The following is a 19,482-nucleotide window of genomic DNA, read 5'->3' on the forward strand; positions in this document are numbered from 1 at the left end:
ATGATGGGGCTTAACGGTTGGCGGCGATGGCGGCCAGCTGCTGGGTCAAATAGGTTTGCGTGCCCTGCAATTTGTTCAGGGATACGTCCAGGCGCGAGTACTGGGCGCGGTAGCGCGCTTCGATGTCGGTCAGCTTCGCGCTGAACTTGTCGCGCTGCGCCGCCACCGACTTCAGGGTTTCATTGATGCCGCTCGTGCGCCCGGTGATCATGCCCTTTGTACCGAGGAAGGACGTGGCCAGGTTGTTCAACTGGTAGGCATAGCCTTGCGAGAAACTGACCGTGCCGCGCGAGCCGGTGGTGCCGCCAGTCACTTCAATTTTCAAGCCTTCCGCCTGCGAGCCGGGCGCGCCCGTCAGTGTCTGGCCGGAGCCGACCACAGGTTGCCCGCCCAGGGTGCCGGCCACGTCGGCCCCCTTGACGGGCTTGGCCGCGCCAAACAGGGTTTCCGTGCCGGTTCCCGTGCCGTTGCTCAGTGCCAAGTTCGATATGGAGCCATAGCGGCTCGACACCAGGACCAGTTTGCCGGTGCCGTCGATCGACGCGGAGACCGTCGCGCCATTGTCTGAAAAAGCCTTCACGCCGTTGATCGACGATTGCATCAGCGATGCCATCTGCGCGGGCGTATAGGTGCCAGCCGGTATCGACACCTGGGCCGTATTCTTGGCCGCCGATGGCTCCGTATCGTTCAGGGTGATATTCCAGGTGGTGTCGCTGGCAATCGTGGTACTGGCGGGCAATACGCCGTCGGACGTGAGCGAACCCTGGCTGGCCATGGTGGTGATGCTCAGGTCATAGGTGCCTGGCTTGGTGGCGGCCGTCGAGCTGGTGAAGGCGACGTTGCTGTCGGTGGCCTTGCCGATGGCCGAAAACAGGCCGGCGATATCGCCGAAGTTGGCGCTGATCGCTTTGTCGAGTTTACTTGCCTCGAGTGTCAGGCTGCCATCTTTTTGGAAGGAAATACCGACCTGGCTCAAGGTGTTCATGCCACTGCTCAACCCTGTAATCGGCGCGCCCAGTTGTCTGCGCAACTGGCTCTGGATCGATTGAACGGTCGAGTCGCCCATTAAAATGCCACCCTTCTTGGTATCGGGATTGAAGGCCGTCATCTTGCTGATCGAGGTGTTCAGATCATTGTAGGCCTTGACGAAGGCGGTGATGCTGGTCTTGACCGTTGTTGTATCCTTGGCTACCGATAAACTGGAATTACCTATCTTTGTAATGCTCAGCGTGACGCCTTCGATCGCCGAATCGACGCTGTTCGAGCTGCTGGTGATGGCAATGCCGTTGACGCTGAAGTTGGTGTTTTGCGCGGCACTGTTTTGCTTCAGGTTTTGCGTGCCGGAAGCGTCATAGGACAGCAGATTGCTCAGGGCGCTGTCGGCCGGCTGACCATCGCTGCCGCTGAGCGAAATCTTCATGGCTGAATTGGCGCCCGTCTTGCTCGAACTGAGTACCAGGTGATACGGTTTGTCCGTGCCGTCCGATACGATGCTGGCGGTGACACCCAGGCCCGCGTTATTGATGGCGTCGCGTATGCCTTGCAAGTTGTTGTTGGTGGCGTCGATCACCACCGAACCCGTTGCCTGCGTGCCATCTTGGGTGAAGCCCGTGTTCATGTAGCTGCCGCCCGTGCCTGCGGTCAGCCCGGCTGCCGCGGGGTTGCTGCCGGCGACGGTGATGGGGCTGGCATTGCCCGAGGCCAGGGTGATCGAACTGGCAAGCGTGACATTCGAGCCATCGTTGACGGCATTGGCGGCGTGTCCGATACCACCCATGACGCTGCCCGTGACCACTTCTTCGATGTTGAGGTTGGAGCCATCGGCACGCGTGAATTGCAAGTTGCCGTCGGCGGCCTTGCCGGTGACGGTAATATTCGCCGCAGCCAACGCATTCGAGACGGCATTCGGGCCTGCCAGCGTCGTATCGAGCGAGGCGGCAGTGATGCCGCCGCCTGCGGCGACGCCATTGCCCTGCGTAACGATCTCGATGCCGCCCACCGACAGCGAATAGGTGCCGTCCGCGCCGGTGGCAATATTGCCGAAACCGCTGAACATGCTGGCGTTGCTGGCCGTTGGCTGGGCCGTGGCGGTCACGCCCGTGGTGCTGCTCTTGGCGTTGATGGCGTCCGCCAGCGCGCGTGCGCTCTTGGTGCCGGCGTCCGTCGGAATGGCCGTGCCATTGATGATCACCGAGCCGTTGCTCACGCCCGTGAGCAGGGTGCTGCCGCTCAGTACCGTGCCCGTTACACCAAAAGTGCCGCCAGCGAGCGAGCCCAGCTGGAAGGAAACCGTGGTCTTGGCACCACTGCCGATGGTCGACAGCTTGCTGGCCATGCCGCCCGACGTCAGCGTCTGCGCCTGGGCCAGCTGGGAAACATTGATGTTGTAGTTGCCCGCAACGGCCTTGGCGCCGGCGCTGGCCGATAGCACCAGCGGATCGGACGGCGTGGCGCTGACGGCGCGGAAGTTGTTTGAATTGGTCAGCGCCGACAGCGAGCCCTGGAAGGTGCTGACGGCGCCGCTCAGGGTGCCCAGCGCGCTGAGCTTGGCCTGATAGGAAGCCGTTTTTTTGTCAAAGGTATCCAGGGGGGCCGCTTCAGCGGTCATCAGTTTTTCGATGATGGCGCCCACGTCCAGGCCGCTGGCGCCGGCGCCGATGCCAACGGATGATAGTGTAGGTGTGATGGCCACTGAATGCTCCTAGGAAAACGCTAATATAAGCTGTTATCGGCAGAATCAATCAAGACTTGAGAGGGGGATTTACCGCGCTGTTTTCAGCGGGAGCAGAAAATCGGGCGAGAGAAAGGTGGTTGTTACTGAATTTACAACGAAAAGACGGGGCCGGATAGCCAAGCTATCGTGCCCCGTGGTCGTGCCAATGCGTGCTGCCACGCTGTTGCAAGTCGGTGTGCAACGCCATCACTATGCGCTTTGACTGATCAGCGAGCCTTTGGTCGAGTCAAAGGTCTTGGCCAGTTCCATGGCTTCCCTGGTGGGTATCTGGCGCAGTACTTCCTTGGTTTCCTGGTCGATGACCTTCACCACCGTGCGCTGGCTGTCTTCATCGATGGAAAACTCCAGGCCTTGCGTCTTCATTTGCGACGATTGGTTCAGCGCCGATACCGCCTTGTCCAGCTGCTCCCGGCTGGGCTCCTTGCTGGCTTGCTGTGGTGTAACCGTGCCGTTTTCCGTAGCGGCCCGTAGCGTTGCCGGGCGCGCCGGCGGTGTGTCCGCAGACACATAACTCTTGTCCATCCTGGCCGCGGAGGCGGCCGCTATCGTGTCGATAGTCATGGTGCTCTCCTAGTGAAAATTCCCCTGCCGAAAAAATCCGGCAGGGGAATCAGAGTCCTACGCTGTTGCCTGACTAATCGGAGATTAGCCGCGCAGCAGGCTCAGGACGCCGTTTGGCAGCGAGTTCGCTTGCGCCAGCATGGCCGTACCAGCTTGTTGCAGGATCTGGCCGCGGGTCATGTTGGCCGTTTCCGCAGCGAAGTCGGTATCGACGATGCGGCTGCGCGATGCGGACAGGTTTTCCGTGGTCGATTGCAGGTTGGAAATCGCCGAGCTGAAGCGCGATTGCAAAGCACCGTACTGGGCGCGTTGGCTGTTCACCGAAGCGAGCGCGGCGTCGGCGATTTTCAGGGCCAGTTGCGCGCCGTCGAAGGTGGTCACATCCAGCGATGCGACGTCTTTCAAGACGGATGCGCCCTTGGCGCCAGCTGCACCTGCTGGCAACAGGCCCGAGGTGGTATCCGTGACTTGGTAGCTTTTTTCCGAGTCGAACGTAATGCGGCCGTTTGCTACCGCACTGGTGCCGGTTGCAGTCAAGCCCGTGAACGAGGTCGTCAGCGCGTCTTTCACTGTTGGCGTGTCGACTTTATAGGTCGCCGTGGCGAAGACGGTGTTGCCAGCAGCTTTGCTATTGGTGAGGCTGATATCATTGCCAGAGGCATTGGTCAATTTGATGCCGCTATTCGTGGCGTCATATTGTGCCGTCACACCCGTTTTGGAGGTCTGGGCATTGATCGCATTGATACCGGATGCATAATCGCTAGCCGTGGTGCCGCCGCCCATGGAGAAGGACACGGTGGTGGCGTTTGCTGCCGTATTGTCCGAGGCGATCGTGAACGAATACGACTCCGAAGCGCCCAACTTGAGCGACATATCGGTTTTTGCCGTTGCCGTGACGCCGGTGCTCGCCGTTGCCTTGTTGACGTTGGCGGCGATCGATTTCGCCGTGTCGGTGGTCGCCGTGGTAATTGTCGCGCTGCCCAGCGAACCGTCCACTTTGACCGAACCGGCAGTCACGTTTGAGGTAGCGATAACGGCTACAGCATCGTTTTCTACGCGGTTGTCGCCATAGGTGTTGGTCAGGAAGTTGGCGCCGCTAGCCGAGATCAATTGGTTGGCGTTCGCGCCGACCTGGAAGTTGGCGGTGCCCATGCTGCCGTCGAGCAAATTCTGACCATTGAACTGGGTGGTTTGGGCGACGCGGTTCAGTTCCGAACCAAGTTGACCTACCTCTGTTTGCAAGGCTTGGCGGTCGCTGGCGGTGTTGGTCGAGTTCGACGATTGCACGGCCAATTCGCGGATGCGTTGCAGGATGTCGCCCGAGGTGGACAACGCGCCCTCGGCCGTTTGCGCCAGCGAAACGCCGTCGTTGGCATTCCGGGTCGCTTGGGTCATGCCGCGGATTTGCGACGTCATACGGTCGGAAATCGCCAGGCCAGCAGCGTCATCCTTGGCGCTGTTGATGCGCATGCCTGAGGACAGACGTTGCAGCGAGGTGGTCAAGGCCGACTGCGAAGTCGACAGGTTGCGTTGCGAGTTCAGGGAAGCGATGTTGGTGTTAATTACTGCAGCCATGATAATTCTCCAGACAGGTATTACATTGCGCTATGTGCTAGTCACTTTGGCCTGCCCCGCTGTTCCGGGACAATCAAGCCGCTGTTATTTAGGGTAACGGTTGCTCTGCGGGAAAATTTATGGCGAAAAGCGCTTTAAATTTTAATTTTTAGCCCTTCAGTTTGTCGTTAGCCGTGCGCTAGACGACATGATTTAGAGAAACTTGAGGGTAAAAATAGTTTTATTTTTATATCGCTCGGATGCTATCGGAACGCTGGACGGAGTACGGTGTTATCGTTTTTGCCATGAAAAATGCCGTCCGGCTGGGCAGCGGGACGGCATGTCATGCAGCGGCTTGGGCTTAGTCGGCCACCACCACGCGGTTCTTGCCCGTTTGCTTGGCCTGGTACATGGCGCGGTCGGCGCGCTTGACCAGTTCGGCTTGGTCTTCGTTGGGCAGGCGCAGGGCCACGCCGGCGGAAAAGGTGATCAGCACTTTTTCGTTGTCGTGCAGGAAGAAATGCCGGGTCAGCTCGCGCTGCAATCGCGTCATGGTCGACGAGGCCGCTTCGACCGTGGTTTCCGGCAGCAGGATGAGGAATTCCTCGCCGCCGAAGCGGGCGATGACATCCATCGAGCGCAGGGTTTCCTTGACGATTTTCACCAGGTGTTTCAAGGCGGCATCGCCAGCCAGGTGGCCATACGTGTCGTTCAGGCGCTTGAAATCGTCCAGGTCCAGCATGGCGATGCACAGTGGGGTGCCGCGGCGGTCGGAGCGGGCTGTCTCGCGCTCGAACACATCGTCCAGGCCACGGCGGTTCAGGCTGCCTGTCAGCTGGTCTTCCCGCACCAGTTCGCTCATATGCTGGAGCTTGGCTTCCAGTGTGTGGATGCGCTGTTCCGCATCTTGCACTTCCTGGCGCGCCAGCACCATCTTGTCGCGTGCGCGCAATGCTTCGTTTTGCACCATGCGCGTTTCGCGCAAGACTTCGTCCAGAACGCTGTTCAGTTCGCTGATGTTTTCCGCCTGGCTGATCTTTTCCGAATAACCGCCGATCTTTTCATGGAAGTCGCCCGTGCTGGCCGCCACTTGCCCCAGGCGGTCGATGAAGGTCATCATCATGTTCTTGACCGTCAGCTTGACGTCGGACAGGCTGTGCTTGAGCTGGCTTTGCTTGTAGATGACTTCCTTCAGGCTGCGCGTGGCGTCTTCCAGCGCGCGTTGGTCGAGCGGGCCGGCGATCAGGTTTTGTACGGCATCGACCTGGCCGCGCAGCCAGCTGTCATCGTCGAGCAACTGGTTGACGTTATCGAGCAACAACTTGAACAGGCGCAGCAGCAATTCCTGCTGCTCGGCCGTATCGCCGCTTTTGAGTTCGATCTGGTAGCACAGCTGCTTCAGGCGCAGGGCCGCTTCGTTCAGCGCCTCTTCCGTATGCGCCAGCTTGATGGCCGCGCCCAGCGATTCAGCTTCTTCCACCAGCGCGGGCGTGCCCGTCAGCAAGGTGGCCACGGCAAAGCCCAGGGTGCGGCTGAGCAATTCACGCAGGGTGCGTGTCTGTTCGCCATCCGGCAGGGGCGGCAATTCGATGCCGCCGCCTTTCTTGACCTGTTTTTCCGCCAGTTGCGCCAGCGTGCGCGCATAGCTGTCCCAGTCGCGCGCTTTCAGTGCACGCTGGAAGCGCCGGCCAAAGTCGCCCAGTTCGCCGGCCGATTCGCTCATCTTGGCGGCAAATTGCGTCAGGACGTTTTCCGCGCCGCCGTCTACCGGGGCGCTGGCGGCCAGCACCGCGGCAGGCGCACCTGGCGTCTCTTCCGGTTCGCTGATGCCGGCAATTTCATTGTAGATGTCGCGGTAGGCGCTTGGCGTCGGGGCGATGCGGCGCGTGGCCAGGCGGCGAAACGCCTCGCGGGCGATATCGGCCGGATTCATCGCCGCACCGGCGGCGGTATTCGTGGCGCCAGCGGGAGCGCTTGCTGGGGAAGATGGCAATTTACTGGACATGTAGACACAGCCTTTTCAGATATTTCTTATTATCCCCATGATATGCGCGTTGGCAAAGAACTTATTGTGCGAGAAGCAAGGAGAAGTCCTGTCAATTCGCTCGATGCCAGCGGGCATGCCGCTTTGCAGTCAATCCACCAGCTGGTTACGGATGGCGTAATGCGTCAGTTCGGCGCTGTTCTTGAGTTTCATCTTGACCAGCAAGCGGGCGCGGTATTCGCTGACGGTTTTCACGGATAATTTCAGCTCTTCGGCGATCGCGCCCACCGCCTTGCCCGAGGCGATCATGACCAGCGTCTGGTATTCGCGGTCCGACAAGGTGTCGTGCAAGGCCGTTTCGTGGTCTTCGCCGACCGTGTTGGCCAGTTCCTGCGCCAGCGAGGCGCTGATGTATTTCAATCCTTGCGCCACCTGGCGGATGGCCGTCACCAGTTCGCGCGGCGCACTCTGTTTCGTCAGGTAGCCGGCCGCGCCCGCCTTGAGCGAACGGATGGCGTACTGGTCCTCGCGGTGCATGGAGAGCATCAGCACGGCCAGTTCCGGCTTTTCCTTCTTGATCTGCTTGAGCACCTCGATACCGCTGCGGTCGGGCAGGGAGATGTCGAGCAGCAACACCTGGCATTTCGAGCCGCGAAACAGTTTGATGGCGTCGTGGCCATTTTCAGCCTCGCCGGCAACGATGATGTCCTTCGTATCGGCGAGGATTTGTTTCAAGCCCTCGCGCACGATCGCGTGATCGTCGGCGATGAATACCCGGATGGTGGCTTTTTCTTTCATGACTGCGTTGTTTCCTATCTAATTCACCCACTAGGCCGTGTCTGGCGGCGGCCCGCTGTGCGCGGGCGCACTGGCTGCAGCCGCTATTATCGCCTCTCGCGCTGTGGTCAGCCGGATTTTTATGCTCAGGACGGTGCCGCCATCGGGCCCATCCATCAGGCTCAGGGTACCGCCCAGCGCGCTGGCGCGTTCGGCCATGCCGCGGATGCCGAACGATTGCGGCTTGGCGCGGTCGGACAGGCGCATGCCGACGCCATTGTCGGCGATCAACAGGCTGATATGCTGGCGCTGCCGGGCCAGGCGCACGCTGACCTTGCTTGCCCCCGCATGTTTGGCGATATTCGTCAGCGCCTCCTGGGCGATGCGGAACAGGCTGGTCGCCAAGTCCAGCTCCAGTTCGATATGCTGGCGGTTAGAAATGAACTGGCATTCGATGCCGGCCTGGCGCGCGAATTCCTTCACCTGCCAGTCCAGTGCGGCAACCAGCCCCAGGTCCAGCATGGAGGGGCGCAAGTCCAGCGAGATACGGTGCACGGCGTCGATGCTGCGGTCGACCAGGGCATCGACATAGTCGGCCTTTTCCTGCAGCAGCGGGTCGTCCGGGGGCAGGCGGCGCGCCAGCATGGCCAGTGCCATCTTGATCGCCGTCAAATTGCCGCCCAGGTCATCGTGCAGTTCGCGCGCCAGACGCGTGCGTTCGTGTTCCTTGACCTTGTCGATATGCGCCGTCAGCTCGGCCAGGCGGGCGCGCGACTGGCGTACTTCGATCTGTTCGAGCCGGCTTTCGGTGATATTTGTCATGATGCCTTCCCACTGCACCGTGCCATCGGCCAGCGCACGCGGCGTGGAGCGTAGGTTAATCCATTTAACGTCCTTCCAGGCATCGATCCAGATCCGGCCTTCCCAGTTCCAGCTCCACAAGGCGGACTTCGACGCCTGCATCGATTCGAGGTACGAGGCGCGGTCGTCGGCCAGGATCAGCTGGTAGAACAGTTCCGGACGCGCGTGCAGCTGTGCCGGACTCAGCCCCAGCAGGGCTTGGCAGCCATCGCTCAGGTAAGCAAAGGATGCCCGTCCATCCGCATGCAGGCAGAACTGGTACACCAGGCCCGGCGTATTCGAGACGATGGCGTTGAAGCGCGACTGCACCTGCGCCAGGGCGGCCGCCGTCGCCTGCGGCGTGCGCAAGTCTTCGCCCTCGGCCAGGATCAGGGCGCGCCCCTGGCGGCTGGCGCGCGACAGGTGCAGGCTGAGCGAATACAGGCTGCCATCGCGGCGGCGCTGCTGCACATGCAGCAGCGCTTGCGCGCCGATGCTGTCGTCCAGGGCGGCCAGCACGGCGGCCAGCTGCTGCGCGTCGAGCTGCGGCGCCAGGGTGAAGGGCGTCATCGCCAACAATTGCTTGTGTGCATACTGCAAGTTGTCGCAGGCGGCATCGTTGGCGTCCAGCAATTGCAAGCTGGCCGCGTCGTACAGGTAGATTTCCGGCGCCGCCGCGCGCATGGCGGGAGCCAGCCGGGGAGTGTCGTGCATGAAGTGGCCTTTCCTCATCAGCGGCGGGCGCGCCAGAAGGCGGCGAAGCGGCGCAGCACTCTGGCTGGGCGGGAATGATGACGCCCAGGCGTGCCCTTGCGCAAGCGCTGCCACCAGGCGCGGCGGGCGCGGCCCAGCGCAGCCGACAGGCGGCTGACGCGGCGCCACGGACGCGTGGCGCGCAGGCGGGCGATCCAGCGGTCCTTGGTGTCCATGAACCAGCCATGCCAGCGCGCGAACCACGGCAAACTGAGCAGGGTAGGGCGCGTCAGGCTGTACAGGCGGGCCACGGCGGCCGCGCCGCCCAGCTTGGCGATGACGATCACGCCGATGCCGGAAAATGCATGGCCGCGCGCGATCGCCAGAAGGGCCAGCAGCTTGACGGGAAACAGCAGCACGGCCGGCAGCACGAAGATGGCCAGCGCCCAGTACGGCGGCAGGCGCTTGATCCACGCTTCCAGTGCATGCAGGGGCGGAAATTGCGCCACCACTTGCATGATGCGCGCGCCAGTCGCCCACAGCCATTCCTCGATCAGCAGGAAGATGGCGGCCAGGTAGACCAGCGGCGCGAACAGCCAGCGCCTGACTCTGTAGAATTTTTTCATCCGTCTCCGTGTGCGGCGCAGGTTTGCCGCGATAGCCACGATGATACGTCAAAAAAGCCCGTTTGCCCCCGCATCCGGTGTGCCTGCGGCGCGCTGGCGGGGCTACAATAGGCAGATGAATAAAGCCTTTGTAAAAGAATCCGACAACGACGACGATGAAGAAGCGGCCGCGCTGGCGCTGGCCATTCCCGCCGGCGCCAAGAACTACATCACGCCGACCGGTTACCAGCGCATCAAGGAAGAGTTGCTGCAGCTGATCGACGTCGACCGTCCGGAAGTGGTGCGTATCGTGCATTGGGCGGCGTCGAATGGCGACCGTTCGGAAAATGGCGACTATATCTACGGCAAGCGGCGCCTGCGGGAAATCGACCGCCGCATCCGCTTCCTCACCAAGCGCATGGATATGGCCGCCATCGTCGACCCCAGCGTGCACCATGGCAACGACCAGGTGTTTTTCGGCGCCACGGTGACCTACCGCACCAGCGACGGCGAAACGCACACCATCACCATCGTCGGCATCGATGAGTTCGATCCCCTGAACGGCAAGATCAGCTGGATCTCGCCGATGGCCCGCACCATCACCAAGGCGCGCGAGGGCGACGTGATCACCCTCAACACGCCGCAGGGCGAGCAAGAACTGGAGTTGCTGGAAGTGACATATCCGGCGCCGGGAGAAACTTGAGCTGATGTCCGGCGCATGAAAAAACGGCTGGGCAGAGTAATCTGGCCAGCCGTTTTTTTAATTGCGCTCGCGCAATATTCTATTGACCCCGGCGACGCGTCGCACATTGCGCAGCAGGGCGGCCAGGTGGACGCGATCCTTGACTTGCACGGTGAAGCGCAACTGGTCGAGGACGTTGTCCTTGTCTTCGTCCATGCCCACATAGATGATGTTGGCATCGGATTCGCCGATTTCGGCGGCGACTCTGGCCAGGATGCCCCGTTCGCTGTTGATCAATACCTTGATGCGGCAGTCGAAGCGGCGGTTCAGTTCGGTTCCCCAGCGCACGGCGATCCAGCGGTCCGGTTCCTTGGCGCGCTGGCGCTTGGCTTGCGTGCAGTCGCTGGTATGCACCAGCAAGCCCTGGTCGCGGCGCAGCTGGCCGATGATCAGGTCGCCGGGAATCGGCAAGCAGCACGGCGCCAGTTGCACGGAAACGCCTTCGCTGCCGCAGATGGTGACGGGGTCGAGTTCGCTGCCGCTGTTGTGTTCTACCGGCATGCTGGCCGCTTCGCCGCCGATCAGGCCAAAAATGTGGCGCGCCACCAGGGTGGCCATGCGCTTGCCGATGCCGATGTCCGCATACAGCTCGTCCATGGAATTGGCGCTCGATTCGTTGAGCAGGCGCTCGACCAGCGGCGCCGGCAGTTCGGCGTCGATGTTCAGGGTGTGCAGCGCCTGCGACAGCAATTGCTGGCCCAGGGCGATCGATTCAGGCAGGTTGATCGTGCGCAAATGGTGGCGGATGGCCGAACGGGCCTTGCCGGTGCGCACGAACGACAGCCAGGTGGGGCTGGGGCGCGACGAGGAATCGGTGATGATTTCGACGATGTCGCCATTGTGCAGTTCGGTGCGCAGCGGCGAGGTTTCGTTGTTGATCTTGACGGCCACGGTCTGGTCGCCGATGCCCGTATGGATCGAATAGGCGAAGTCGATGGCCGTGGCGCCGCGCGGCAGGGCGATGATCTTCGACTTCGGCGTAAATACGTAGACGGAATCGGGGAACAGGTCGACCTTGACGTGTTCGAGGAATTCGGCCGAGTCACCCGTCTGCTGCTGGATGTCGAGCAGGGATTGCAGCCACGCATGGGTGCGTTGCTGCAAGTCGGAGGGGTTCGATTCGCCACTCTTGTACAGCCAGTGCGCCGCCACGCCGGACTCGGCCGTGCGGTGCATTTCCTGCGTGCGGATCTGGAATTCCACAGGCGTGCCGTAGGGGCCGATGACGGTCGTGTGTAGCGACTGGTAGCCGTTCAGCTTGCGGATTGCGATGTAATCCTTGAACTTGCCCGGCATGGGCTTGTACAGGCTGTGCAGGGTGCCCAGGGTCACGTAACAATCAGCAAAACTACTCACCACCACGCGGAAACCGTACACGTCCAGCACTTGCGAGAACGACAAATGCTTGCTGCGCATCTTTTTATAGATGTCGTACAGGGTCTTTTCGCGGCCCGTGACGTCGGCCTCGAGTTCGGCCATGGACAGGGTGCTTTTCACCGCTTCCATGATCTTGTTGACCACTTCGCGCCGGTTGCCGCGCGCCGCCTTGACGGCTTTCGCCAGGGTGCGGTAGCGCATCGGGTACAGGTGTGAGAACGACAGGTCTTGCAGCTCGTGGTAAATATTGTTCAGGCCGAGGCGGTGTGCGATCGGCACGTACACTTCCATGGTCTCGCTGGCGATGCGGCGTTTTTTGGCCGCTGTCATGAAGTCCAGCGTGCGCATATTGTGCAGGCGGTCGGCCAGCTTGATCAGGATCACGCGCACGTCGGAGGCCATGGCCAGCAGCATCTTGCGGAAGTTTTCCGCCTGCGCTTCGATCTGGCTCTGGAATTCGATCTTTTCCAACTTCGAGAGGCCGTCGACCAGGTGCGCCACCGGTGCGCCGAAGCGCTCGATCAATTCGTCCTTCTTGACGTCCTGGTCTTCCATCACGTCGTGCAGCAGGGCGGCCATGATGGCTTGCGCGTCGAGTTTCCAGTCGGCGCAGATTTCAGCGACGGCGATCGGGTGCGAGATATACGGCTCGCCCGAGCGGCGCATCTGGCCCAGGTGCATTTCGTCGGAGAAGCGGTAGGCTTCCTTGACTTTTTTCAGGTCGGCGGGAGACAGGTATTCGGCCAGCTTGTCGGCCAGGTGGCTGACGGAGGCCACGCCCAAGGCGGACGCCGGCGCTGCGGAGGTGCCGCTACCGGACGTGCCGACACCGGGTGCTGATGCACCCTGTGGTTTTGCCGCCTGGCGCGAGGCCAGGGGCGGCAGTGCTGCAGAAGTCGTGTCGGCTGGGGTCAGACTCATAAAACGTCGCGTTGCTTTACAGTGTGAATAAAGGATACGGTAGAACCAGGGGTCAGCACTGTTCCGGCACGCGGGGTTCCCACTTACATCGGGACCTTTTTCAGCATTTCGATACCGACTTTACCGGCAGCGATTTCACGCAACGCGACCACGGTAGGCTTGTCCTTGGCTTCCACCTTAGGGGTGTGGCCTTGCAACAACTGACGTGCGCGGTAAGTTGCAGCCAGGGTCAGCTGAAAGCGGTTAGGGATCTGTTTCAGGCAATCTTCGATGGTGATACGGGCCATAGTAACTCCTAATAGTGGTGCGTGGCGCTGTGTGAACTGGCGTGCAGAGACGATTATTCTGCGTGCAGGCCCAGCTGGGCGAATAGCGATGCGTTGCGGGCCGCTTGTTGCGCAAACCGGCAACGGGCCGCTCTCACGATCGCGCTCAGTTCGGACAAAGCGACCGTAAACTCTTCATTGATAATAACATACTCGAACTCGGGAGCGTGTGCGATTTCGCCGCCGGCCGCCAGCAGGCGGCGCGTGATCACGTGCTGCTCGTCCTGGCCGCGCTTGTTCAGGCGCTCTTCCAGCGCATCGATCGATGGCGGCAGGATGAAAATGCCGGCTGCGCGGGGGAATTGCTTGCGCACCTGGCGCGCGCCCTGCCAGTCGATTTCCAGCAGGATGTCGGTGCCGGCCAGCATTTGCTGTTCCACCATGATGCGCGAGGTGCCATAGTAATTGCCATGCACTTCCGCCCATTCCAGGAATTCGCCCTGGTCGGCGCGCGCGACAAAGTCTTCCGCTGTCGTGAAATAGTACTCGCGGCCGTGCTGCTCGCCCGGTCGGGGCGCGCGCGTGGTGGTCGAGATCGACAATTTGATGCCGGGCTCTTGCGCCAGCAATGCATTGACCAGTGTCGATTTGCCGGCGCCCGATGGCGCGGCGACCACGAACAGGCTGCCGGAGAAGGCGGTAGGGTGGCTCATGCGGATCTTTCAATAATCGTGTTGTTGGCGCCGATGCCTGCGCAAGCGGCGCCCAATCCGGTATTTTACCAAGAGGCAAGGCGGTGAGCCAGTCCCTGCTGGGGGCATGACAAAAAACAAACTTCCCGGGCCTGCCTCAGCGGGGCAGCCGGCCCAGTGCGATTTCGCCCGCAATCAGCACGATGGCCCGTCCATTCACATCAGTGCAGTCGCGGTTGCTGAGGCGCACGACGGCGCTGTCGACGGATACTTCCGCGCCCAGGCTGCTGCGCGAGCAGATACGGTAGGAGGCGGCATCGGCACCCGTGTAGATGGCGGCGCCGCGCTCCTTGAGCATGAAGCAGCCTGACGCACAGCCTTCGATCGCGTACGGCGATGGCTGTTGCGCCGTTTGTGCTTGCGCACCTGCCGCCATCAGCACGAGGGCGGTGCCGACGAGTCTCCATGTGCGTGGCGCGGCCATGGTTTATTCCAGGTTTTGCACTTGTTCGCGCATCTGCTCGATCAGCAGCTTCAAGTCCATCGAGGCGTCGGCCAGTTCCTTGACGGAAGCCTTGGCGCCCAGCGTGTTGGCTTCGCGATTCAGTTCCTGCATCATGAAGTCGAGGCGCTTGCCCACTTGCCCGCCCTTGGCGAGGATGTGGCGCGTTTCGCCCAGATGGGCCGACAGGCGCGCCAGTTCTTCCGAGACGTCGATGCGGATACCGTACAAGATGACTTCCTGGCGGATGCGCTCCATGGCGTCCTGGCGCGACAGGGCCGAATTCGAGCCCTGGCTGGCCAGGCCCAGCGCATCCTGCATGCGCTCGATGGCTTTTTGCTGGAAGGCCGCCACTACCTGCGGAATCAATGGCGTGATGCGCTTGACGATGGCTTCCATCGCCTCGATGCGCGATACCAGCACCGCTTCGAGTGCCGCGCCTTCGCGCTTGCGGCTGTCGACGAAGGCAGCCACGGTGCGTTTGGTCAACGCGCCCACGTCAGCCTGCAAGGACTCTTGTCCCACTTGCGCTTCTTCGATGATGCCCGGCCAGCGCAGCAGTTCGGCCACCGTCATGACGGGGGCGGAGACAAAATGCTGGCCCACTTCGTTTTGCAGGCGTGCCAGTTCGGCCAGCAGGGGCAGGTTCAACGCCTGCGTGCCGGCCGTCGCGGCCTTGCGGCCAAAGCTCAGGCGTACCTCGACTTTGCCACGCGTGATGGCGGACATGACGGCGGCGCGCAAGTCAGGCTCCAGCGCCCGCAGATCGTCGTTGATACGGAATTGCAGGTCGAGAAAGCGCGAGTTGACGCTCTTGATTTCAATTGTCAGTGTGCCTGCAGCACCTTCGCTGGTGGCAACCGCGTAGCCTGTCATGCTTGAAATGCTCAAAGGATTCCCCGATTTGGTCTTATATACAGTCACTTATACACTTAATCAGCCAGCGCAGGCAATACCGCCGGCGCTGCAAAACAGGACCGAAGTGCACGATGGCCTGAAAATTGCTGAATAGTGTGCGTTTTACGGCATTGTAAAGAAAATTGTGTTTGGCGGGGCGGGATTGTAGGGATCATGTGCGCGCCGTCCGCCATTGCGCCCTGCGCTGTTGCATGACTGCAAATAGACATGCGCGCGGTGGTAGAATCGCTGCCGCAACCCCAATCACACAGGACATCCCATGACATTCGAATCCCGCCCGAGCGGCCGCGCCGTCGATGCGCTGCGCGCCATCCGCATCACCCGCCAGTACACCAAGCATGCCGAAGGCTCGGTACTGATCGAGTGCGGCGACACCAAGGTCATCTGCACCGCCAGCATCGAAGACAAGGTGCCGGGTTTCCTGAAAGGCAAGGGCCAGGGCTGGTTGACGGCCGAGTACGGCATGCTGCCCCGTTCGACGCACACGCGCATGGACCGCGAAGCGGCGCGTGGCAAGCAGTCCGGCCGCACGCAGGAAATCCAGCGCCTGATCGGCCGTTCACTGCGCGCCGCCTTTGATCTGCAAGCCTTCGGCGAACGCACCTTGCACCTCGATTGCGATGTGATCCAGGCCGACGGCGGCACCCGCACGGCTTCGATCACGGGCGCCATGGTAGCCGCGTATGACGCGTTTTCCCAGCTGCAGGCGCGCGGCGCGATTGCCGCCATCCCCGTGAAAAGCTTTGTCGCCGCCATCTCGGTGGGTGTCTACCAGGGCATGCCAGTGCTGGACTTGGACTATGTGGAAGATTCGGGCTGCGACACGGACATGAACGTCGTGATGACGGAAGCGGGCCACTTCATCGAAGTGCAGGGCACGGCCGAAGGCGCCGCCTTCGACCGCGCCGGCATGAACCGCTTGCTGGACCTGGCGCAGGGTGGGATTGCGGACCTGATCACCCTGCAGAAGCAGGCGCTCGGACTGTAATCTTTACCTGGATTTACATCCTGTCGCCCGCCGCGCCGGGCAAAAAGCCCACAGTTGCCGCCGTTGAGCGCGGCAATCGGCCAAGGTGAGGGGAGCGCAAAAGGTTTACAATGTCGGCACTTCCACCGGACTACTGACATGACCCAACGCCTCATCCTCGCCTCCAACAACGCCGGCAAGCTCAAGGAATTCAACGAGCTGCTCTCGACCATCGGTTTTTCCGTCCACGCTCAGGGCGAGTACGCCGTGCCGGAAAGCGACGAACCATTCCACACCTTCGTTGAAAACGCCTTGCAAAAGGCGCGCCATGCGTCGCGCCTGACGGGCTTGCCGGCGCTGGCCGACGATTCGGGCGTGTGCGTCAATGCGCTCGGTGGCGCACCGGGCGTATATTCGGCCCGCTATGCCGGTGAGCCGAAATCGGACGCGGCCAACAGTGCCAAGCTAATCGCCGACCTGAAAGCGCATGCCGACAAGTCCGCGTATTACTACTGCGTGCTGGTGTACGTGCGCCATGCCGACGACCCGCAACCGGTGATCGCCGACGGACGCTGGAATGGAGAGATGATTGCCACGCCGCGCGGCCAGGGCGGTTTTGGCTATGATCCGCATTTCTACCTTCCGGCGCTGGGCAAGTGTGCGGCCGAACTGACGTCCGATGAAAAGAACGCGCTGTCGCACCGTGGCCAGGCCCTGCGCGTGCTGGCCGACAAGCTGCGGACCCTGCGATGATCCCGATCAAACTGGTGGGCGCCGTTGCCAAATCAGCAGCGAAGCCCAGAGCTTCACCCGCGCCGCAGGAAGGCATTTCCGGCGCGGCCGGGGCAGCGCTGAAATACCTGCAGCCGGGCGCGCTGAATCTGACGGCCTTGCCGCCGCTGTCGCTGTACATCCATTTTCCGTGGTGCGTGAAAAAATGCCCGTATTGCGATTTCAACTCGCACGAGGTGCGCGGCGACTTGCCGGAAGAGGAATATCTGGCCGCGCTGCGGCTGGACCTGGAAATGGCGCTGCCGCTGATCTGGGGCCGCAAGATCCACACCATCTTCATCGGCGGCGGCACGCCCAGCCTGATGTCGGCGGCAGGGCTGGACCGCCTGATGTCGGACGTGCGCACCTTGCTGCCCTTGGAGCCCGATTGCGAAATCACCATGGAAGCCAATCCGGGCACCTTTGAAGCGGAAAAATTCAAGTCTTACCGGGCCAGCGGCGTCAACCGCCTGTCGATTGGCATCCAGAGCTTCAATGGCCGCCATCTGCAGGCGCTGGGGCGCATCCATGACGACAATGAAGCGCGCCGCGCGGTGGAGATCGCACACGCCAACTTCGACAATTTCAATCTCGACCTGATGTACGCGCTGCCCACGCAAACCCTGGCCGAAGCGCAGCAAGACCTGGAAACGGCGCTGTCGTTTGCGCCGCCGCACCTGTCGCTGTACCACCTGACGCTCGAACCGAACACCCTGTTTGCCAAGTATCCGCCGGTGCTGCCGGACGACGACGAGAGCGCCGACATCGCCGACATGGTGGCCGCGCGCGCGGCGCAGGCCGGTTATGGCCGCTACGAAGTGTCGGCCTATGCGCAGCCGGGCCGTCAGGCAAAGCACAACCGCAATTACTGGGAGTTCGGCGACTACCTGGGCATAGGCGCAGGCGCGCATTCGAAGATCTCGTTCCCGCACCGCGTGCTGCGCCAGGCCCGCTACAAGCAGCCGCGTGCCTACATGGACGCGGTCGTTGCCGGTAACCCGGTGCAGGAAGAGCGCGAACTGGCGCGCGAGGAAATGGGTTTTGAATTCATGCTCAATACCCTGCGCCTGACGCAGGGCTTTTCGCCCAACCTGTTCGCCGAGCGCACTGGTCTGGCCATCAACGCCATCGAGCAGCCGCTGAATGCGGCCGAAGCGAAAGGCTTGCTGTACCGCGACCACCAGGTCATCCGCCCGACGGAACTGGGATTGCGCTTCCTGAATGACCTGCAGCAGATGTTCCTGGAAGACTGACAGCGTTTAATGAGGACTGCTAATGCGCCGTGGCGGCGCGCAGGCGCTGCAGCTTGGCCGCGTACAGCCCGTGCTCGCTGCGCGTGGTGCTGTTCTCCATCGCCAGTTCCAGTTGCCTGCCCGCCTGTGCCAGCTGGCCCATGCGCGCATAGGCCTGCGCCAGCCAGAAGTGGAATTCATGATAGTAAGGGTCGCGCGCGATCTCGCGCTTGAACAGGCGTGCCGCTTCCTGGTAGTCGGCGGTTTCCATGGCGCGCTGGCCCAGGTTGAAAAAGTGGAAGGGCGGTTCTGGCTGCAGGGCCAGCAATTTGCGCCGCAGCAGTTGCGCTTCGTCCGTGCGTCCCAGGCCGTCGAGTGCCTGCGCCAGATTGGACAGCAGCACGGTGTTCGATGGCGAGCGTTCCAGTGCATAGGCGAGCGTGCGCCGCGCCGGCTCGATGTCGCCGTGACGCAGCTGGATGATGCCCAGGGTATTGAAGGCGCCCGCAAACGTGGGGTCTTGCAGGATGGCGGCGCGGGCATACCAGTAGGCTTGATCGAGCTCGCCGCTGGTCATGGTTTCGGCGGCGCGATTGTTGAGGTACATGGCCAGGATGGTGGCCTCGCCGATTTGTTGCGTGCGCTGGCCGGTGAGGTCTTCGCCTGGCAGGAAGTCGATGAGCAGGATGGCGTCGGCGTCGTAGCCGACCACATTGCTGAGGGGGCGCCGTTCCAGTGCGAGATTGACGTGGCCGGCGACGAAATACATGCCGCCGCTGCGGCTCCAGCTTTCTTCTCCCAGGACCAGCTGGTAGTGCACATCGACTCCCATTTCCTTGGCCAGTGCGGCCGTCATCAGCACCAGGGACAGGCAATTGCCGCTGCGCGCGTCGAACGCCTGCGCCGCCGTGCGCGTCATGGCGGCATCATATTCCAGCTGCAGCCCTTCCCGGTTGCGCAGGGCATCGGCGAGGGCGCGGCGGGGATTCTTGCCGCGCCCCTCGCGCGCGATATCGACACGCACGTAGTGCCGCATGGCGTCGCTCATGGCAAACGCCTGCTGCGGGTCGACCGGCACAGTTGGCGCGGCAAAGCTGGCATCGTTGAACAGGTTGGGCGGAGGCGGGGTGGCGGGCGGCGTGGCGCAACCGGCAAGGGCGGCACACAGCAGCAAGGGGTACAGCAAGCCCAGGCGCATCTGTTCGCTGATGCCGCCGATACCGCGGATACCGCGGATACATTTCATGTTCGTGCTCCCGCAGAACCATGTCAGGCGCAACACGTAGTGCTGCCGGTGGCGCGCCATGCCACCTGAAACAAGTATCCTCGCGCGCCACGGCGCTGTC

Annotated in this window: 17 protein-coding genes; 4 read left to right on the forward strand and 13 right to left on the reverse strand. The window is 62.0% G+C overall.

Going from position 1 to position 19,482, the window contains the following annotated elements:
- Positions 1-10 precede the first annotated feature (10 nt).
- The 7 genes from fliD to ACP7DE_RS08340 all read right to left on the reverse strand — a co-directional run bounded on the left by fliD (position 11) and on the right by ACP7DE_RS08340 (position 9,769).
- Positions 11-2,692 carry a flagellar filament capping protein FliD gene (fliD, locus tag ACP7DE_RS08310; protein ID WP_426071645.1) on the reverse strand — a complete coding sequence of 894 codons (2,682 nt, stop codon included), beginning with the start codon at positions 2,690-2,692 and terminating at the stop codon, positions 11-13.
- A gap of 231 nt (positions 2,693-2,923) precedes the next feature.
- Positions 2,924-3,295, reverse strand: a complete 372-nt coding sequence (locus ACP7DE_RS08315) for a flagellar protein FlaG (RefSeq protein WP_426071646.1) — start codon at positions 3,293-3,295, stop codon at positions 2,924-2,926.
- An 84-nt stretch (positions 3,296-3,379) separates the two neighbouring features.
- Complete coding sequence (locus ACP7DE_RS08320) at positions 3,380-4,870, reverse strand: flagellin (RefSeq protein WP_426071647.1); 1,491 nt, start codon at positions 4,868-4,870, stop codon at positions 3,380-3,382.
- A gap of 340 nt (positions 4,871-5,210) precedes the next feature.
- Entirely contained in the window at positions 5,211-6,782 is a 1,572-nt protein-coding gene (locus ACP7DE_RS08325; protein ID WP_426071777.1) for a GGDEF domain-containing protein, read from the reverse strand.
- 201 nt (positions 6,783-6,983) lie between these two features.
- Positions 6,984-7,631: a response regulator gene (locus tag ACP7DE_RS08330; RefSeq protein ID WP_034753998.1), complete on the reverse strand. Its 648-nt coding sequence runs from the start codon at positions 7,629-7,631 to the stop codon at positions 6,984-6,986.
- 30 nt (positions 7,632-7,661) lie between these two features.
- A complete protein-coding gene (locus ACP7DE_RS08335) occupies positions 7,662-9,164 on the reverse strand; it encodes a histidine kinase (protein ID WP_426071648.1) in 1,503 nt (500 codons plus the stop codon).
- Positions 9,165-9,181: 17 nt separating this feature from the next.
- On the reverse strand, positions 9,182-9,769 hold the full coding sequence (locus ACP7DE_RS08340; RefSeq protein ID WP_426071649.1) for a hypothetical protein: 588 nt from the start codon (positions 9,767-9,769) through the stop codon (positions 9,182-9,184).
- 115 nt (positions 9,770-9,884) lie between these two features.
- Here ACP7DE_RS08340 and greB point away from each other — a divergent pair, with 115 nt between their 5' ends.
- Positions 9,885-10,451, forward strand: a complete 567-nt coding sequence (gene greB, locus ACP7DE_RS08345; RefSeq protein ID WP_426071650.1) for a transcription elongation factor GreB — start codon at positions 9,885-9,887, stop codon at positions 10,449-10,451.
- A gap of 57 nt (positions 10,452-10,508) precedes the next feature.
- Here greB and ACP7DE_RS08350 read toward each other — a convergent pair whose 3' ends face one another.
- The 5 genes from ACP7DE_RS08350 to ACP7DE_RS08370 form a co-directional block, all read right to left on the reverse strand.
- A complete protein-coding gene (locus ACP7DE_RS08350) occupies positions 10,509-12,788 on the reverse strand; it encodes a RelA/SpoT family protein (RefSeq protein WP_426071651.1) in 2,280 nt (759 codons plus the stop codon).
- An 83-nt stretch (positions 12,789-12,871) separates the two neighbouring features.
- On the reverse strand, positions 12,872-13,075 hold the full coding sequence (gene rpoZ, locus ACP7DE_RS08355) for a DNA-directed RNA polymerase subunit omega (protein ID WP_010400723.1): 204 nt from the start codon (positions 13,073-13,075) through the stop codon (positions 12,872-12,874).
- A 53-nt stretch (positions 13,076-13,128) separates the two neighbouring features.
- Positions 13,129-13,767, reverse strand: coding sequence for a guanylate kinase (gmk, locus tag ACP7DE_RS08360; RefSeq protein WP_099762610.1), 639 nt, complete (start codon positions 13,765-13,767; stop codon positions 13,129-13,131).
- A 136-nt stretch (positions 13,768-13,903) separates the two neighbouring features.
- Positions 13,904-14,230 (reverse strand): hypothetical protein, encoded by a 327-nt coding sequence (locus ACP7DE_RS08365; RefSeq protein ID WP_426071652.1) that lies wholly within the window; start codon positions 14,228-14,230, stop codon positions 13,904-13,906.
- Positions 14,231-14,233: 3 nt separating this feature from the next.
- Complete coding sequence (locus ACP7DE_RS08370) at positions 14,234-15,124, reverse strand: YicC/YloC family endoribonuclease (RefSeq protein WP_426071653.1); 891 nt, start codon at positions 15,122-15,124, stop codon at positions 14,234-14,236.
- 301 nt (positions 15,125-15,425) lie between these two features.
- On the opposite strand from ACP7DE_RS08370, the gene rph reads away from it, so the two are divergent.
- From rph to hemW, 3 genes are all read left to right on the forward strand, one after another.
- Positions 15,426-16,154, forward strand: a complete 729-nt coding sequence (gene rph / locus ACP7DE_RS08375) for a ribonuclease PH (protein WP_426071654.1) — start codon at positions 15,426-15,428, stop codon at positions 16,152-16,154.
- 138 nt (positions 16,155-16,292) lie between these two features.
- Positions 16,293-16,886: an RdgB/HAM1 family non-canonical purine NTP pyrophosphatase gene (rdgB, locus tag ACP7DE_RS08380; RefSeq protein WP_426071655.1), complete on the forward strand. Its 594-nt coding sequence runs from the start codon at positions 16,293-16,295 to the stop codon at positions 16,884-16,886.
- Complete coding sequence (hemW, locus tag ACP7DE_RS08385; protein ID WP_426071656.1) at positions 16,883-18,157, forward strand: radical SAM family heme chaperone HemW; 1,275 nt, start codon at positions 16,883-16,885, stop codon at positions 18,155-18,157. Before rdgB ends, hemW begins: the two co-directional genes overlap by 4 nt.
- Before the next feature lie 19 nt (positions 18,158-18,176).
- Here the strand turns inward: hemW and ACP7DE_RS08390 are convergent, their stop codons facing one another.
- A complete protein-coding gene (locus ACP7DE_RS08390; RefSeq protein WP_426071657.1) occupies positions 18,177-19,382 on the reverse strand; it encodes a tetratricopeptide repeat protein in 1,206 nt (401 codons plus the stop codon).
- Between the last annotated feature and the right edge of the window lie 100 nt (positions 19,383-19,482).

It is taken from the genome of Janthinobacterium sp. DSP2-3-3 (assembly GCF_049897325.1).
GTDB lineage: Bacteria > Pseudomonadota > Gammaproteobacteria > Burkholderiales > Burkholderiaceae_D > Janthinobacterium.

What these genes read in the sequence shown, in the direction of transcription:
- ACP7DE_RS08315 (WP_426071646.1), bottom strand. Translation starts at nt 3,295, where the DNA reads ATGACTATCGACACGATAGCGGCCGCCTCCGCGGCCAGGATGGACAAG.
- ACP7DE_RS08320 (WP_426071647.1), bottom strand. Translation starts at nt 4,870, where the DNA reads ATGGCTGCAGTAATTAACACCAACATCGCTTCCCTGAACTCGCAACGC.
- ACP7DE_RS08325 (WP_426071777.1), bottom strand. Translation starts at nt 6,782, where the DNA reads ATGAATCCGGCCGATATCGCCCGCGAGGCGTTTCGCCGCCTGGCCACG.
- ACP7DE_RS08330 (WP_034753998.1), bottom strand. Translation starts at nt 7,631, where the DNA reads ATGAAAGAAAAAGCCACCATCCGGGTATTCATCGCCGACGATCACGCG.
- ACP7DE_RS08335 (WP_426071648.1), bottom strand. Translation starts at nt 9,164, where the DNA reads ATGCACGACACTCCCCGGCTGGCTCCCGCCATGCGCGCGGCGGCGCCG.
- ACP7DE_RS08340 (WP_426071649.1), bottom strand. Translation starts at nt 9,769, where the DNA reads ATGAAAAAATTCTACAGAGTCAGGCGCTGGCTGTTCGCGCCGCTGGTC.
- greB (WP_426071650.1), top strand. Translation starts at nt 9,885, where the DNA reads ATGAATAAAGCCTTTGTAAAAGAATCCGACAACGACGACGATGAAGAA.
- ACP7DE_RS08350 (WP_426071651.1), bottom strand. Translation starts at nt 12,788, where the DNA reads ATGAGTCTGACCCCAGCCGACACGACTTCTGCAGCACTGCCGCCCCTG.
- rpoZ (WP_010400723.1), bottom strand. Translation starts at nt 13,075, where the DNA reads ATGGCCCGTATCACCATCGAAGATTGCCTGAAACAGATCCCTAACCGC.
- gmk (WP_099762610.1), bottom strand. Translation starts at nt 13,767, where the DNA reads ATGAGCCACCCTACCGCCTTCTCCGGCAGCCTGTTCGTGGTCGCCGCG.
- ACP7DE_RS08365 (WP_426071652.1), bottom strand. Translation starts at nt 14,230, where the DNA reads ATGGCCGCGCCACGCACATGGAGACTCGTCGGCACCGCCCTCGTGCTG.
- ACP7DE_RS08370 (WP_426071653.1), bottom strand. Translation starts at nt 15,124, where the DNA reads ATGACAGGCTACGCGGTTGCCACCAGCGAAGGTGCTGCAGGCACACTG.
- rph (WP_426071654.1), top strand. Translation starts at nt 15,426, where the DNA reads ATGACATTCGAATCCCGCCCGAGCGGCCGCGCCGTCGATGCGCTGCGC.
- rdgB (WP_426071655.1), top strand. Translation starts at nt 16,293, where the DNA reads ATGACCCAACGCCTCATCCTCGCCTCCAACAACGCCGGCAAGCTCAAG.
- hemW (WP_426071656.1), top strand. Translation starts at nt 16,883, where the DNA reads ATGATCCCGATCAAACTGGTGGGCGCCGTTGCCAAATCAGCAGCGAAG.
- ACP7DE_RS08390 (WP_426071657.1), bottom strand. Translation starts at nt 19,382, where the DNA reads ATGAAATGTATCCGCGGTATCCGCGGTATCGGCGGCATCAGCGAACAG.